Annotated in this window: 13 protein-coding genes and 1 tRNA gene; 12 read left to right on the forward strand and 2 right to left on the reverse strand. The window is 43.5% G+C overall.

The genetic code is table 11. The features are described from left to right. Window positions 1-49: 49 nt before the first annotated feature. The gene (locus tag Q7P97_RS13705; protein ID WP_303969891.1) at window positions 50-1,858 is read right to left on the reverse strand and encodes a helix-turn-helix domain-containing protein; all 1,809 of its coding nucleotides are present in this window, start codon (window positions 1,856-1,858) and stop codon (window positions 50-52) included. 225 nt (window positions 1,859-2,083) lie between these two features. Between Q7P97_RS13705 and Q7P97_RS13710 the strand changes: the two genes are divergently transcribed. The 10 genes from Q7P97_RS13710 (at window position 2,084) to Q7P97_RS13755 (ending at window position 14,918) form a co-directional block, all read left to right on the forward strand. Beyond that, window positions 2,084-3,223, forward strand: a complete 1,140-nt coding sequence (locus Q7P97_RS13710) for an acyl-CoA dehydrogenase (protein ID WP_303969892.1) — start codon at window positions 2,084-2,086, stop codon at window positions 3,221-3,223. 41 nt (window positions 3,224-3,264) lie between these two features. After that, window positions 3,265-5,238, forward strand: a complete 1,974-nt coding sequence (acs, locus tag Q7P97_RS13715; RefSeq protein ID WP_303969893.1) for an acetate--CoA ligase — start codon at window positions 3,265-3,267, stop codon at window positions 5,236-5,238. An 82-nt stretch (window positions 5,239-5,320) separates the two neighbouring features. Continuing rightward, window positions 5,321-6,688, forward strand: coding sequence for an acetyl-CoA carboxylase biotin carboxylase subunit (locus Q7P97_RS13720; protein WP_303969894.1), 1,368 nt, complete (start codon window positions 5,321-5,323; stop codon window positions 6,686-6,688). A gap of 17 nt (window positions 6,689-6,705) precedes the next feature. Beyond that, window positions 6,706-6,918 carry an acetyl-CoA carboxylase biotin carboxyl carrier protein subunit gene (locus Q7P97_RS13725; protein ID WP_303969896.1) on the forward strand — a complete coding sequence of 71 codons (213 nt, stop codon included), beginning with the start codon at window positions 6,706-6,708 and terminating at the stop codon, window positions 6,916-6,918. A 23-nt stretch (window positions 6,919-6,941) separates the two neighbouring features. Next, a complete protein-coding gene (locus tag Q7P97_RS13730) occupies window positions 6,942-7,856 on the forward strand; it encodes a hydroxymethylglutaryl-CoA lyase (protein WP_303969959.1) in 915 nt (304 codons plus the stop codon). A 4-nt stretch (window positions 7,857-7,860) separates the two neighbouring features. Next, window positions 7,861-8,643 carry an enoyl-CoA hydratase gene (locus Q7P97_RS13735; RefSeq protein WP_303969898.1) on the forward strand — a complete coding sequence of 261 codons (783 nt, stop codon included), beginning with the start codon at window positions 7,861-7,863 and terminating at the stop codon, window positions 8,641-8,643. Between the two features lie 26 nt (window positions 8,644-8,669). Beyond that, complete coding sequence (locus Q7P97_RS13740; protein ID WP_303969900.1) at window positions 8,670-10,214, forward strand: acyl-CoA carboxylase subunit beta; 1,545 nt, start codon at window positions 8,670-8,672, stop codon at window positions 10,212-10,214. A 436-nt stretch (window positions 10,215-10,650) separates the two neighbouring features. Then, entirely contained in the window at window positions 10,651-12,603 is a 1,953-nt protein-coding gene (locus Q7P97_RS13745) for a hypothetical protein (RefSeq protein ID WP_303969902.1), read from the forward strand. 107 nt (window positions 12,604-12,710) lie between these two features. After that, window positions 12,711-14,399 carry an FAD-dependent oxidoreductase gene (locus Q7P97_RS13750; RefSeq protein WP_303969904.1) on the forward strand — a complete coding sequence of 563 codons (1,689 nt, stop codon included), beginning with the start codon at window positions 12,711-12,713 and terminating at the stop codon, window positions 14,397-14,399. A gap of 165 nt (window positions 14,400-14,564) precedes the next feature. Next, complete coding sequence (locus Q7P97_RS13755; protein ID WP_303969906.1) at window positions 14,565-14,918, forward strand: DoxX family protein; 354 nt, start codon at window positions 14,565-14,567, stop codon at window positions 14,916-14,918. A 44-nt stretch (window positions 14,919-14,962) separates the two neighbouring features. Here Q7P97_RS13755 and Q7P97_RS13760 read toward each other — a convergent pair whose 3' ends face one another. Beyond that, the gene (locus tag Q7P97_RS13760; protein ID WP_303969908.1) at window positions 14,963-15,817 is read right to left on the reverse strand and encodes an Rv1352/Rv1906c domain-containing protein; all 855 of its coding nucleotides are present in this window, start codon (window positions 15,815-15,817) and stop codon (window positions 14,963-14,965) included. Window positions 15,818-16,135: 318 nt separating this feature from the next. Between Q7P97_RS13760 and Q7P97_RS13765 the strand changes: the two genes are divergently transcribed. After that, entirely contained in the window at window positions 16,136-16,534 is a 399-nt protein-coding gene (locus tag Q7P97_RS13765; RefSeq protein ID WP_085426451.1) for an SET domain-containing protein, read from the forward strand. Between the two features lie 58 nt (window positions 16,535-16,592). After that, window positions 16,593-16,666 (forward strand) — tRNA-Arg (locus Q7P97_RS13770). Window positions 16,667-16,828 lie beyond the last annotated feature (162 nt).

A 16,828-nucleotide genomic window follows, 5' to 3' on the forward strand; every position in this document is an offset into this window, starting at 1 on the left:
GCAACCTGGCTATTTAGATGAGAACAGTGACAAGGAGTCTGTCCTCTTGTCACCGTACAATATAACGGTAAATATTTCCCGCTAGCTGAATATTAAATAATTGCTGGCCATCAGTCAGATCGGCTGAAAGAATTTCTTCAATTCGTTTCAGGCGGTAGTTCAGTGTGTTGGTGTGGACGTGAAGGGCGACAGCGGTTCGTTTGATGTTTTGATTTTGACGAAAATAAGTAAGTAGTGTTTGCAACAAGTCCCCTTTGCGGGTTTGTTCGTATTGAATTAGCGAGCCGATGACTTCGTGGACGAAATCCAGTAGTTCTTCTTCTGAATTTTGTAAGATTAAGCGCTGGATACCGAGATCTGTGTAGGACAGGGCACGTTCTTCGAAATGGTAGCTTTTCATGAATGTGATGCATTTTTCAGCTTCTTTAAATGATTCATGGGCGGCGGCAAGGTTTGATTTCATTCTGCCGATGCCGATAGTGATGTCGAGTTCGCTGTATGTTTTTTCGATTTCCTGTTGCAAGTGCAAGGCGAGTCGTTTAATACTGCCTACTTGGTTTGTTGCCTGCAGTTTAGCAGGGTAGGAGAATAAGGCGCCAAGTTTGTTTTGATCGATCAGCGCGGCACCCTGCGAGTTTTTTCCCAGGAAGTATTTGTTCGTTGTTTGTAGCAGATTGTTGATGACGTTTTCGCTGATAGCACCATGCTGCAATTTGTCTTTGTTTTCGACATTGAGACTGACGGCGATGTAGTTGCGGTTCAAGTCGAATTGTAGATTTTTTGCCTGCTTCCTTAATGTTTCATCCATTGCTTGACCGGATAAAATTTTTATCATGAATTCGCTCTGTAGACGCTGCTGTGTTTCATAGACAGTTTGTACTTTGACTAGCTCGAGTATGATAACAGTGCAGATGTGTTCGAGCGCGTTAATTCCGGCTTGTCCGATTGGATCTTTTGAGACGATGATGAGTGTGCCGAGCGTCTTCATTTTCGATTGTAGCGATAGCGCAATGAATTGATAGTTTTCGTGGCCTAGCATGATTTCAGAGACGCTGTACGGGCTGCTAGACGACTGGTCGTTCTGTTTCGCAAAACGTCGCGCCTCGCTTTTCATCTCTTCTGTAACAGGCGTGCGGCAGGCCGAAGCGGTCAGTTCGCCTATTTCATCGAATAAGAAAATATGCTCGCCGATTGTTTTGTAAATATAATCGATAATGGATTGTATTCCTTCTCCGTTGACGACGAGGTTGGCAATGTTGCGCTGTGTTTCAATCGAGCGCGACAGCTGCTGAACAGTCTTTTTTTCTTCATAATAAATATTCGATTTTTCGAGCGCGATGGCGGCTTGCTGGGCGATCGCCTCTAACAGCTGCATATCCTCATTTTTGAAATGAAGCGATTTATCAAATGAATCGAGCGTAATGACGCCTATACATGTTCCTTTCAATAAAACCGGCGATGAAATGATCGAAGTGAAATGGAAATTATCGGGAATCGATTCATCGAGCAGCATTCGGTTGTTAGGAGTGAGTGTATCGAGTGCCTGTTTTATTTCTTCTTCGTTTTTAAACACTAGTCCTTTTTCCGCTTGAAATGTCATGCCTGTCATAGATTCGCCGTTGCTTAATTCAATCGATTTAAAGATTTGTGGATAAAACAAGCCATGCGCGGATTTGGCCATCAAGCGCTGTTTCTGCTGGTCGAAAACCCAAATTGAACCGCCTCCTGCTGCATCTACTGCAGAAATTGCTTCTCCAATGATCAAATCGAAAATCGTTTCAATTTCTAATGAAGAGTTAATAACAGTGGAAACATGTACGAGAGATTTGAGCTGACGGTGAGTTAACGTGTCTTGCATAATCTATCATCCTAATCTTATAGTATTTATATTTTTTGTATAAAACACACAAATTCTTTCAGAAATTCACACATAGAATTGATTTTTCTTATTGTTTATAATTATAAGTGAACTGGAAATAAAATGAAAGCCGGTCTATTGAAAGTATACGTATAGATGAAAGCGTTTGCAATTTAAGTATTAGCAGAACAATTTGCGGAAATGAAAGAATGGAGGGTATTGGATATGAATTTTGATTTGACGGATGAACAACAAATGGTGCGTAAGCTAGTTCGCGAGTTTGCGGAAGCGGAAGTGGCACCAGGAGCAGATGAGCGCGATCGTACAGGAGAATTCCCTAAAGAGATTTTTGAAAAGCTTTCTGAGCTCGGTTTGATGGGGCTACCATTCTCGGAAGAATACAGCGGCGGCGGAGCGGATACGACGAGTTTTGCGATTGTTACAGAAGAATTGAGCCGTGTCTGCGCGTCGACAGGCATCACGTATTCTGCGCATATTTCACTTGGCGGGGCGCCACTTCATTTATTCGGTACGCCGCAGCAAAAAGAGAAATATCTCACGCCGATTTGTACGGGCGAATCGTTCGGGGCGTTTGGATTGACGGAACCGAATGCTGGGTCCGATGCAGGCGGTACAGAAACGACAGCTGTACTTGAAGGCGATGAGTGGGTCATAAATGGTTCGAAATGTTTCATTACGAATGCGAGTTATGCGAAACATCTTGCCGTAACGGCGATTACAGACCGTTCGAAAGGTACGAACGGTATCAGTGCATTTATCGTGCCGACTGATGCACCAGGATTTACGGTTATCGCAAACTACGAAAAGATGGGACTTCATTCTTCCAATACAACGGAATTGATTCTGGAAAATGTCCGTGTGCCGAAAGAAAATCTTCTTGGTGAAATTGGGAACGGTTACAAACAGTTTTTGGCGACGCTTGACGGCGGACGCATTGGCATCGCCGCGATGGGTGTGGGCATTGCACAAGGAGCGTACGAGAAGGCGTTAAATTACGCGCAGGAACGAAAGCAGTTCGGTAGAAGTATTTCGAACTTCCAGGCGATTCAGTTCAAACTCGCGGATATGGCGATGAATATCGAACTGGCACGCAATATGGTGTATAAAGCTGCTTGGTTGAAAGATCAAGGCCGTGCTTTCAAAAAAGAAGCGGCATTTGCAAAGTTATTTGCCTCCGAAATGTGCATGCGGGTCTGCGATCAAGCAGTGCAGATTCACGGTGGCTATGGCTATATTAAAGAATATCAAGTCGAGCGTTTCTTCCGCGATGCGAAACTTTTAGAAATCGGTGAAGGCACGTCCGAAGTTCAGCGCATGGTCATTGCAAAACAGATCGGCTGCTGATTTGTGAAAGATTTTTAATGAATTAACAAAGGGGCGATTGAATGGATATTGAACGAGTTTTACAGTTAGCGGCAAATAGTAAACTTATTTATCCTAGTGAAGAAAAGGCGCGCTCGACGTCGATCGGCAGCGCAGAAGCTTTCCAAGAACTTCTCCGGCAGTCCCAAGAAGATCCCGCGGCATTTTGGGATCAGCAGGCCCGTGAGCTCGAATGGTATGAACCGTGGACAGAGACGATCAGTGGCACACTCCCTGATTTCAAGTTTTTCGTCGATGGTATTACGAATCCGAGTATCAATTTACTCGACCGACATATACAAAACGGTGCTGGTAACCGGACGGCGCTCATTTGGGAAAGTGAGAACGGCGATTCGAAGTTTTATACGTATTCGATGCTTCTTGCGGAAGTGAACCGTTTTTCCAATGTACTTCGGTCATTCGGTGTGAAAAAAGGTGATTGTGTTGCGATTTATCTGCCGAACTTAGCGGAGTCAGTCATAGCGGTGCTCGCTTGTTTCCGTGTCGGGGCGATCTACAACGCAGTCTTTTCTGGCTATTCTGAGCGCTCTTTATCCGATCGGCTAGCAAGCTTTGAACCTAAAGTCATTGTCACAGCAGATGCGACAATACGCCGGGGCAAAGAAATTCGATTGAAAGAAAAAGTCGATCAAGTGGTGCCGTCTACTCCTTCAGTTGAAGCGGTCATCGTTGTCAATCGCATGGGTATTGATATCGATATGCAAGAAGGCCGAGATTACTGGTGGCATGAGTTGACGGAAAAAGCGAGCATCCATTGCGAACCCGAGCGCCTTGAAGCAAATGAAAGCGGCATAGTTTTCTATACGAGTGGCACAACGGGCAAGCCGAAAGGGATCGTGCATTCAGGGACGGCATTCGTAGTGCAGAACTATGTCTACGCAAAATATCATCTCGACCATCGCGATGACGATGTGTTTTGGTGTACGGCCGACATCGGCTGGCTAACAATGCATATTTGGGGTATCGTCGGATCTCTTGCGAACGGTGTCACGACAGTCGTTTACGAAGGAGCGATCGATTATCCCGAGAAGACACGTTTTTATGAAATCATTGAAAAATATCGTGTCAACAAACTATTTACAGCTCCAACAGCGCTGCGTATGTTGAAAAGCATGGGCGAGAAGCCGATTGAGCAGTTTGATTTATCATGCCTTGACGTGATCGCACTCGTCGGCGAGCCGTTCGATGCGGAGACGTGGCACTGGACATATGAAGTGCTCGGCAAGAAAAAAGTTTATATTAACAACACGTGGGGACAGACTGAAACAGCTGGCTCGCCGATTGCAGGAGCAGCCTGGTTGACGCCGATGAAACCCGGCTCTTCCGGCTCACCATTTTTGGGCGCAGTGTTGGATGTCGTCAATGAAGCGGGCGAACCCGTGAAAGCCGGGCAGCTCGGCAACTTGATCATTAAACAGCCGTTTCCGATGCTGTGCCGAACGATTTGGAGAGAGCCGGAACGTTACTACGGTTCATACTACAGCCAAGTCGACGGTAGCTACTATGCAAGCGATCTCGCGCTGATCGACGAAGACGGCTATATTTGGGTAGTCGGCCGTTCCGACGATGCGTTCAACGTTGCAGGTCACCGTTTGAGCACGATGGAAATGGAAAGTGCTGTGCTTGAATGTGCAGGTGTGGCGGAATGCGCGGTCATTGGTGTGCCGGATGAAATTAAAGGAGAAGTGCCTTTCGTTTTTGTCCGCCTTTCTGAAGATGCAGCAGATGGGCAAGAAGTTGTAGAGCGGATTAAAGAAAACATCATCCGCCAAATCGGAAAAATAGCCCAGCCGAAAGAAATCGTTGTAACTGACTCCCTGCCGAAAACAGTGAGTGGGAAAATTATGCGCCGCTTAATTAAAGAAATCGTTACAACAGGCAGTGTCGCAGGCGATGTGACAGGTCTTGAAGATCCGTCGACAGTTGTGGAACTTCAGAGCGTTATGGAAGCGAAACCTGCAGGACAAATAAAATGAATAGTGGAGCGATTCTCTTTACAGCCAGCCTCCTCTTTTCTTAAAAGGCTAGATTACATGATTAATTGAAAGGGTGAACATCATGTTTAAGAAAATTTTGATTGCGAATCGCGGGGAAATAGCGGCCCGTGTCATGCGTACATGCAAAGCTCTCGGCATTCAAACGGTCGGTGTCTATTCGGAAGCAGATGCGGAAGCTGTCCACGTCAAGCAGGCGGATGAAGTATATTTGCTCGGAGGACCGCGTGTAACGGAAAGTTATATGAAAATCGATAAAATTTTAGAAGCAGCGCATCAATCAAAAGCAGAAGCCATCCATCCAGGCTATGGTCTGCTTTCGGAAAATGCGGAATTTGCGCGACGTTGCGAAGAGGAAGGATTTGTGTTCATCGGGCCTTCACCTGAAGTCATTTCTGAAATGGGCAGCAAAATCGCGTCCCGCAAGGCGATGGAAAAAGCCGGTGTTCCAGTCGTACCGGGTGTCACTCGTTCGCTAGCAGACGCGGAAGAAGCAATCGAAGTGGCTGAAAGCATTGGCTACCCGGTTATGCTGAAGGCATCTGCAGGTGGTGGCGGAATCGGTATGCAAGTCGTTTACGGCGCTGACGAAATAAGCAAAGCCTTTGAAGGTAATCAAAAACGAGCTACTGATTTCTTCGGGGATGGTGCGATGTATATTGAAAAATTCGTTGAAAAACCACGCCATATTGAAATTCAGATTTTAGCGGATAACGAAGGAAATACAGTGTACTTATGGGAGCGCGAATGCTCAATCCAGCGCCGCCACCAAAAAGTCGTGGAAGAAGCACCGTCTTCATTCATTTCGGAAGAGACGCGAAGAAAAATGGGTGAAGCGGCGGTTAAAGCAGCGAAGTCCATCGGCTATAAAAATGCCGGAACAATCGAGTTTTTAATCGACGCAGATCAAAACTTCTATTTTCTTGAAATGAATACAAGGCTGCAAGTCGAGCACCCGATCACGGAAGAAATTACTGGGCTTGACTTAGTAAAAGAACAGTTGGATATCGCCGCCGGGAAAACACTTTCATTTGCGCAGGCAGACGTCAAACGCGATGGGCACGCAATTGAAGTGCGGATTTACGCAGAAGATCCGAAAACATTTTTCCCTTCACCCGGAACGATCACGAAACTGAAGCTGCCTGAAGGAACAGGCATCCGCCACGAATTGGCAGTCCACGGTGAGTCGGTCGTCACACCGTTCTACGACCCGATGATCGCGAAACTCGTTGTCAAAGGCAAAGACCGCGACGAAGCAATCGAACGACTACAAGAAGCGCTTTCGAATTACCATATAGAAGGTATCAAGACGAATATTCCTATGCTTCAGGAAGTAGCAGCGCATGAAGCATTCCGTTTGGGAGATACAACGACCGAATTCGTAGAAAAATATTTGACAAAGAAAAAGAAAAAACAAAAGCAGACGAAATGACTCTGGGAGGAATTAGTATGACTGAAATTACTGCAAGCATGGCAGGCAGCGTTTGGAAAGTACTCGTCAAAGTAGGAGACGAAGTAGAAGAAGACCAAGACATCGCAATCTTGGAATCGATGAAAATGGAAATACCGATTGCTACTGATTTTGATGGAGTCGTAAAAGAGGTAAAAGTGAACGAAGGCGAATTTGTCAATGAAGGGGACGTCATCGCAGTCATTGAATAATTCCTGTAGAAGGAGATGAAATGATGAAATGGCCTGAAACGATTACGATTAAAGAAGTAGGACCGCGCGACGGACTGCAAAACGAAAAAATCTTCATTCCGACAGAAGACAAAATTGCCTGGATTAATAAGTTGTCCAAAAGCGGCCTGACATCGATTGAAGTGACGTCTTTCGTTAATCCGAAATGGATACCGGCACTCGCGGACGCAAGTGTTGTGATGGCGGGCATTCAGCGGGAGCCGGGCATCACTTATTCAGCACTTGTCCCAAACCGTCAAGGGCTTGAACGAGCATTTGCGGCCAATATCGATGAAGCGGCTGTGTTCATGTCGGCAAGCGAAACACATAATTTGAAAAACATTAATAAGACGATCGCGGATACATTGCCTGTATTAAAAGAAATTGTACAAGACGCGAATGCGGCGGGCAAGAAGACAAGAGGCTATGTGTCTACAGTGTTTGGCTGTCCATACGAAGGCATGGTTGATACAGAAGCGGTAGTCCGGGTGTCGGAATCGCTGTTTGACATGGGTATTGACGAATTGTCGTTAGGCGATACGATCGGCGTTGCGAATCCGCGTCAAGTCCAGGAAGTACTTGACGTGTTGCTGAAACGTTTTCCGGAAGACAAATTGGCGATGCATTTCCATGACACGCGTGGGACTGCTTTAGCGAATGTCCTAGCCTCGCTTGATATGGGCATTACGGTGTTCGACAGTTCAACTGGCGGACTTGGGGGCTGTCCGTACGCACCGGGTGCTTCAGGCAACGCCGCGACGGACGATTTATTGTATATGCTGCACAGTATGGGCATTCATACGGGTGTCGATGAAGAAAAGATTTTAGCGGCATCCGCGTTTATTCAAGAAAAAATCGGCTATGCACTTCCTAGTAAAAACTTGCAGGCTGCCGGTGCGCATGATAAGCGAAGGACGTGAGTGAATGGGGAATAAAGTGTTAGTAGAGAGGCGCGACGACGGAATTGTGATCATCTTATTGAATCGTCCCGAAGCGGCGAATGCATTGTCAGTCGAGATGCTGAACGGACTTTACAATGCGCTGCTAGAATGTCGCTACGACCTGGAGATCCGCGCAGTTATTATAACAGGTGCCGGTGAAAAAGCATTTTGTGCGGGCGCTGATTTAAAAGAACGCTCAGGAATGAATCCGGTCGATGTCCGCAAGACAGTTTCATTGATCCGCCAGACAATTAACAGTATTGAATCACTGCCGCAGCCGGTTATCGCTGCAATTAACGGCGTTGCACTTGGCGGTGGTACAGAACTGGCGCTGGCATGTGACATCCGTATTGCAGCAGAGACGGCAAAGTTCGGATTGACTGAAACTTCGCTCGGTATTATTCCGGGAGCCGGCGGTACGCAGCGACTGCCTAGATTGATCGGCAAAGGACGAGCGAAAGAGCTTATTTTCACAGCACGCAGAGTCGAAGCGGCAGAAGCATTGGAAATCGGACTCGCTGAATATATTGTGGCATCTGATCAGCTGATGAATAAAGCACTTGCTGTCGCGGGACAAATCGCAGCGAACGGGCCGCTTGCCGTCGCGCAGGCGAAGTTCGCGATTGACCACGGTTATGACGTCGAACTGCAGACGGGACTCGCCATCGAACAGAACGCCTATGAAGTGACGATTCCTTCCAAAGACCGACTCGAAGGACTGCAGGCATTCAAAGAAAAACGCAAGCCTATATACATTGGCGAATGAGGAATGATCATAAGGGAGGCAGGACTATGACTACAGATACGAAATCTTTGCAGCAAGCATTGAATGAAAGAGTAGAGCAGATTAAAGAAGGTGGCGCATCAAAATACCATGAAAAAAATGCAGAACAAGGGAAAATATTCGTCCGTGATCGCTTGAAATTACTATTCGATTCAGATCTTGAAATCGAAGACGGCCAATTCGCGAACTGCATGGCGGGCGATCTTCCTGCTGACGGCGTTGTAACAGGCATGGGGAAGATTAACGGCCAAGTTGTTTGCGTCATGGCGAATGATTCCACAATTAAAGCAGGCTCATGGGGCGCACGGACAGTGGAAAAAATTATCCGCATCCAAGAAACTGCTGAAAAATTGAATGTACCGCTCATATATTTAGTCGATTCAGCAGGCGCACGGATTACGGATCAAGTTGAAATGTTCCCGGGTCGCCGCGGTGCAGGTAGAATTTTCTACAATCAAGTGAAATTGTCTGGCCGCATTCCGCAAATTTGCGTATTGTTCGGACCGTCAGCTGCTGGCGGTGCGTATATCCCAGCGTTTTGCGATATCGTCATTATGGTCGACAAAAACGCATCGATGTACCTTGGATCGCCGCGCATGGCAGAAATGGTCATCGGCGAAAAAGTAACGCTCGAAGAAATGGGCGGCGCGCGCATGCACTGTTCAACTTCAGGCTGCGGCGATGTGCTAGCAAAAAACGAAGAAGACGCAATCGCGGCGGCGCGAAGATATTTATCGTATTTCCCGGCAAACTTTTCGGAAAAGCCGCCTGTACATGATGCTGTGTCGCCGAAACAGCTGGATAAGACACTTGAAGAAATCATTCCTAAAAATGAAAATGCTCCGTTTAATATGCACGACTTGATCAAAGGGATTATCGATGAAGATTCATTTTTTGAAATTAAGAAACTGTTTGCAGGCGAGCTCATTACTGGCCTTGCGCGCATCGATGGAAAAGCAGTCGGCATTATCGCGAACCAACCGCGCGTTAAAGGTGGCGTGCTATTCCACGACTCTGCTGACAAATCGGCTAAGTTCATCAACCTTTGCGATGCATTTCACATTCCGCTACTGTTCTTAGTCGACGTTCCTGGATTCATGGTCGGGACTAAAGTAGAACGTGCAGGCATCATCCGCCACGGTGCGAAAATGATTTCTGCAATGGCAGAAGCGACAGTGCCAAAGATTTCCGTCATCGTCCGCAAAGCATATGGCGCAGGGTTGTACGCTATGGCAGGCCCGGCATTTGAACCAGACGCGTGTTTAGCGTTGCCAACCGCTTCCATCGCTGTTATGGGGCCGGACGCAGCTATCAACGCAGTCTACGCAAATAAAATCGCCGCGTTGCCTGAAGAAGAGCGAGCAGCTTATATTGAAGAGAAGCGTAACGAATACAAAGAAGATATCGATATTTACCATTTAGCTTCAGAAATGATTATCGACGGTATCGTCCCCGCAGACTCACTGCGCGGTGAGCTGATTACGCGCTACGAAGCATATGCGACGAAATATATCCAGTTTACAAACCGCAAGCATCCGGTTTATCCGGTGTGATGGAAGGTGACAAGTACCGCGTCACCATGAACTGAACCCCAAATGATTGACACTTTAAAAAGTGACTCCATTTGGGGTTTTTAAATGCCGCGGCCTATGTATACTGAAGGTAACTATTCTGATAGGAGTGTTTTATATGAGTAAAATAATTTTCTGTTAGAATTAAATCCCTGCATTCACTCTGAATATATCAAGTTGTATAAAAAGTTTTTAAGATATAGAGCATTTCCGTGGAATATGGAATGTTCTATATTTTTGTCTATAATAAAATGAATTTATATCATTGTTGAGCTAGCTTTTTCCAAACTGTGATTTCTAGGTAGAGAAAAAAAGGAAATCGCGATATGATAGGGATAGCTCAAACTTTATTATTTCTAGGATAGAGTTTGTTATTCGTACAGTTCAACAGGGTGTTAGATGTAGAGGGGGAATTAGTTTGGATATTTATCAGGAATTTTCAGCACGACATTTTGGAGCGTATTTGGATTCGGAAGAGTTTCTGGATTATATGCTACGTCAGTGGTTGCTAAAAGGGCGTCACTTGGATGTTTGTCATGTCATCGACCATCCTTCGTTTACGAAAGTAATTAACGAATGCAGGGATGATGACCGGTATGCATTGCTCGTAGAACTATCTGACTTGTATGAGAGTGAAATTACGCTAGCGAGTCAATATAATGAAACGCTGCTCGCGCTGGCTTATGGTGAAGAATTCGATCCCTTTGAGCTGGATCAGGACACGAAGGCCAAAGGAGATTGGAGATATCATCTGTGGTTCTATTTCTTTAACAATGAGGGACATGTGGCAGAGTCTTGGGAGTTGTTCAATCAAAAGATCTATCCATTATGTGCAACATTGATTCATACCCGTGCCGATCATATGCAGACGCTAGCGAGATACTTTAATGAGCTTTGTGTTCTCATGGAGAAAACACGAAATCCGGATATTTTGGAAAGTGTTACGAAAAAAACCATCATGAATCTGTATGACCTATTTCTGCAAGTCGTACATAACGATACATTAATTGACTTCGCCACAAAGCGGAGTTTTTGTGAGCGTTTAATTCATATGATGAAATATAAGGACATGCATCGCGTTGGGCTGGAATTCTATATTACGTTTAACGATCTATTTGATTTGAATGATATCCCGAGTGTCATTAGTTTAGTGAATCTTTCCAAGTCTGCACATGATTATCATGCCGTACATGTTCTTCATGGTGATTTGCAAGCGGTTCAATACCGTATCGAGAAATATAAAGGGGATATCGTTTCCCAATTAACGAAGATTTCCGAGTATATTTTACGAATGAAGAACGTTATTGAAGAGCAACATGGTGGGAAAATCAATGAAGATTCCTTTATCCAGGCCGATTTCAACTTCTTCTTTTATGAATGCGAAATTGAAGAAATGTGTACAGCGAATTTTTCTGAGTTGCCGTTTGAAGATCAAGATGCGATGTTAAGAAACTTATTAAATGCAATGATTTGTTTTTATAAAGCAGATAAAACATTGACTTCTGAAGAAGGGAACACAAAAGAACCTGCGCTAAATTTACTAATTGGTTGGGAACTGGGCAATGAAGGCATGAAGTTGAGAAATCGTGTTCTGTCATTAATACCTGACGAAGGGATCACATACCGTGAAATCATGATTTCCGATGCGTTGATACAATTGGATGAGTTCTTGACAGAATTTTACTTGGATGATTTATCCCTTGAGGTAGAAGCGGTCATACAAAAGGCAGAACAATACGATCTGAAACCAATCGACCAAAAGCAGGCCATGGTTTTGTTGGAAGAGTCCTTTAGATCATTGCACTCCCATAGTGCGTTACTTTTCACAAAATCAGAAGAAGAACGTTTTGAAAAAGCAGGTTCTCAATTATCACGATTAGTAAAATCACAAGAAGTGAAACGTCTATTGCCTTCTGCTGAAGCAAAGTGGCATGAATTGACTAAAGACATGCAACTAGACAATCAGCAACCGAGTCAGAAGATCGCTTTTGTTATCGCAGATTATGTAAAAGCAGTAGAAGAGTTCCTCAGTCATGTTCTGATTAAAGCAAAGGCAGAAAAAGAGAATATGCCTTTACTAGACGTAGTGATACCTGAAACAGGGTTAACTTCTGTTGAAATCGGCAGTGAGCAATACTACCACTCTATTACGCTCGGAAGTCTTTATCGTTATCTAAGAGCAAACGGTACAAGCTTATTAAAAGCGGATGCAGATAAACTAAAAGTTATAGAATATATGACGCGTTGGGTACATACTGTGCGTGATTCATCTTTTGATAAGAATGCTGAGATATCAATTGAAAAAGCTCACGTTTTGAGAAGAGAAACATTAGTCGTTCTAAGACGTTTGCTGGCAGATATGTCAAATTAATTCCTACACCTTAAATAAGCCTTGAATCCTAAATCAATTTATTGACTATATACCCGCGGGGGTATATAGTTTATTTAAGGTTAATTACAAAATAAGGGGATGGCAAAATGAAGTTTGTTATTATTGGCGGAGTAGCAGGGGGAGCATCCACAGCTGCGCGAATTCGACGTATGGATGAGCAAGCGGAAATAATTATGGTTGAAAAAGGACCGCACGTATCTTTCTCCAACTGTTCTTTACCGTTTTATCTCAGTGGGATTGTGGAAGATAGCGATAAACTCGTATTAATGGATCCAGTAGCATTTAAAAATAAATATAATATCGAAGCGCGTGTCAGACAAGAAGTAACAGCGATTAATAGAAGAGAAAAAACGGTGACCATTTTGAATATGCTGACAGGTGAAAGGTATGAAGAAAGCTACGATCGACTAGTGCTATCCCCTGGAGCGAGTCCGATAGTGCCGAATCTAGAAGGTGCCAATTCAAAACATGTCTTTACAGTTCGCAACGTGGAAGATATAGAGCATCTGCAAAATTATGTTCAAACAAAAGATATCAATAATATTGTGGTAATTGGCGGAGGATTCATCGGAGTTGAAGTAGCGGAAAACTTAAAGCTCGCGGGACGAAATGTATCATTGATTGAATTTGCTAATCAAATTATGATGCCTTTTGATTATGATATGGTTCAAATTCTGCATAAGGAAATGATCGATAAAGGAATCGATGTAATAGTAGAAGATGGTTTGGCTAAAATAACTGATACAGACGTTACGTTGAATTCGGGTAAACAAATCGAGGCACAGGTCGTTGTTTTGGCGATTGGTGTTCGTCCTGAAACAAAACTAGCGGAAGAAGCAGATTTGGAAATCGGTGAGCTTGGCGGTATAAAAGTAGATGCTAATTACCGAACAAGCGACAATTCCATCTATGCTGTTGGTGATGCGATTGAAGTCTATCACCGTCTTCTTCATAAACCAACAAGATTGGCTCTAGCAGGACCTGCACAGCGTCAGGCGCGTGCCGCGGCGGATCATATGTATGGGATTCCTCATCAAAATAAAGGTGTCATTGGCTCTTCGAGTATACAGATTTTCGATTTGGCAGCAGCCTCTACAGGTCTCAATGAAAAAATGGCGAAACAAGCAGGAATCCAACATGACAGCGTGTATATCATCGCTGCTGATAAAGTTTCATTGATGCCTAACAGTAATCCACTTCACTTCAAATTAGTATTTGAAGTACCAACAGGAAAAGTATTAGGTGCTCAGGCAATTGGTAAAGGAAATGCGGATAAGAGGATTGATGTCATCGCAACTCTCATTTCAATGGGTGGAACGCTGGAAGATCTCAAAGAACTAGAGTTGACCTATTCGCCTATGTATAGCACAGCTAAAGACGTCGTCAATCTCGCAGCACTTGTTGCCTTGAATATATTATATGGTCGTTTTAAACAAGTTCATGTATCCGAAGTGCGTGAATTGGTAGAGCAAAACGCTGTAATTATTGATGTGCGTGAAGAGCACGAATTTGCGAATGGTCACTTAGTGAATGCGATAAACATACCACTCAGCCAGCTGCGTGATCGCATGAATGAAGTGCCAAAGGATGTCCCGGTCTATGTTCATTGCCGATCTTCACAACGCAGTTATAACGCGTTGATGGCGTTACAAAATAGTGGTTTTGATAATATTGTCAATATCTCAGGTTCATTCCTTGGCATTTCTTTGTATGAATACTTCAATGATGTAGTAATGGATAGGGAGAAAATCTTGACAGCTTATAATTTTAATTAATTATACTTGGCAGTCTACGTTCCTTTAAGGAACGTAGACTTTTTTAATGAATTTAAATCAGTAGTAGCTCATATTATATTCTGATATAATAATCTAATAAAATGAGGTTTATGAGGGCGCTTTAAAGGGCACAAGCAAGGTAGAGGAAAGTAAGGAGATCACTTTATGAAAAAATTTGCATTATATGCATTTTGTTTATTCTTTTTTGTAGCAGGAATTGGACACTTTGCATTGGAGTCATTCTTTACAGGGGCCATGCCCGAATGGATACCATTTAGAAAAGTCATTGTTTACATATCAGGTATAATGGAAATTGCATTGGCTATCGGATTGTTTTTGAAGAGAACGCGCTATGTTACCGGTTTTTTAATTGCGGTATTTTTAGTTCTTGTATTACCAGTTAATATTTATATGGCACTCACAGCAGAAAATTATGATTTGCCCGCAGTGGCATTGTGGATTCGACTTCCGTTACAATTCGTATTAATTTGGTGGGTGTTGAAGGTTCGAAAAGTATAAAAGCGAAAGAACACGCAAAACCAGTGATGGTTTTGTGTGTTCTTTTAGTGTGCTTCTAGATACGCATTTCTTATCGTCAAATATTGACCATCCGTTACCTTGATAGACGTTTCACCTTCTACTACATCACTTACGAGAAGATCTATCATATCTTGTCTGCTGTTTTTACTGATTTCATAAAAACCTATATCGTTTTGATCATCCACCTTCAAAGTATGTGTACCAGCAGGGATATCTGTTCCTACTTTATATTGTCCATCTTTGTATATTCCGTCAGCTGGTTTAATATCAGGTGCAGAAGCTACAGGATACATTTCTCCACCTTTTAAAGTGAAGTATTCTCCTTGCAATAGTGTTACATACGTGTGGGAACGACCATCTAATGCAACGTTGAACACAATACTGTCAGGATTCCCCGATTGATCTTTTGTGTTTTCGAGAAGCGTAATACCGTTAGAAAAAACGAGATATTCACCTGGTTCGATATCAGCCCCCACTTGATAGGTACCATCTTTTATTAGGGTCGTAGCTGCCGACGTAGGTTGTTTTTGTGGTTCGGTTGGCTTGGGTGCAGATGTTGACGGTTGTGCTTGTGGTGTGCTTGGAACGTTTTTAGATGAATCTGTATCAGGCTTTGTTGGTTGTTCATTTTTTGATTCTTCGCGATTTGGCCCTTCTTTATCAGGGGCTTCTATTTCAGACTGTTCTTTCTTAGCCTCTTCTTGAAGTACAAGCTCCTCAGTAGGTTCCTTAAATGTGTCCGGTGTCGAAGTGCCAGTAATCATAGGTTCTTTCGTTACAGTTTCAGTTGACTCTTTGTTGCTTACGATCGCTATAATCAACGCGAACAATAATACAGCTGCACCAACAGCTGCCCAACTTAATTGTTTTTTGTTCATATAGTATGTAACCTCACTTTTATCATGATGCCTATATGATACATGATAGTCTATGTTGGAATCTACTTATAGGGTATTTTTGGAAGGCTGAAAATCAATAATTACTTATATATATATGGTCAAAAGTTGTGCTCTTGAATCAGTAGTGGGAGATGGGATTAGAAAGTCGTTGTAATGAATAGACCCTATCATTCTATAACGGTAGGTCTTGCTCGAAAAGAAGAGAAACATTTTTTATTACGAGAAAAGAAATCAGCAATCTAGCCGGATTAATGGTATACTAGCCAAGTATAATTTACAAGCGAGTAGGTGAAAGATATGATAGAAGTAAAACTTTCTCCAATTGGCGAAGGCGAATTCAATAGGGGTGTGTTCGCGAAATGCGATATCAAAGAAGGGCAGCTATTACACGAAGCGCCTGTGATCTCCTATCCAAACGAACAACATCAACATATCGAAAAAACGGTTCTTGCTGATTATGCTTTTGAGTATGGAGCCAACCATACAGCGGTACTACTTGGCTACGGAATGTTATTCAATCATTCCTACGAACCTAACGCGACATATGACATTAATTTCGACAACCACACATTTGATTTCTTTGCGTATAGAGATATTAAAGCTGGAGAAGAGATTTTGATCAACTACAATGGCGATGTGGATGATGATGAACAATTATGGTTCAATGAAGATTATGATGGTACGGCCAACGATTAATAATTCATGAGAACACTTTGATACGATGTACAGTCGAAGTGTTTCTCGTTTTTATCATGTCTCAGTAGCTCAGCTGGATAGAGCAACGCCCTCCTAAGGCGTAGGTCGGGGGTTCGAATCCCTTCTGGGACGTCAAATACGTGTCTATAATTTTAGTGCACTTGAGAAGTTAGTATGTAAATCTAACTTCCTAAGTGCACTTTTTTATATTTTCATATACTACGCCGTATGTTTGAATCCAATGCTTCCTCGGTACTTTTGCATGATGCAAAAAAAGAAGCTGTCTTTTATAGA

The organism is Sporosarcina ureae (assembly GCF_029267015.1).
In the GTDB taxonomy this organism is placed as follows: domain Bacteria; phylum Bacillota; class Bacilli; order Bacillales_A; family Planococcaceae; genus Sporosarcina; species Sporosarcina ureae_D.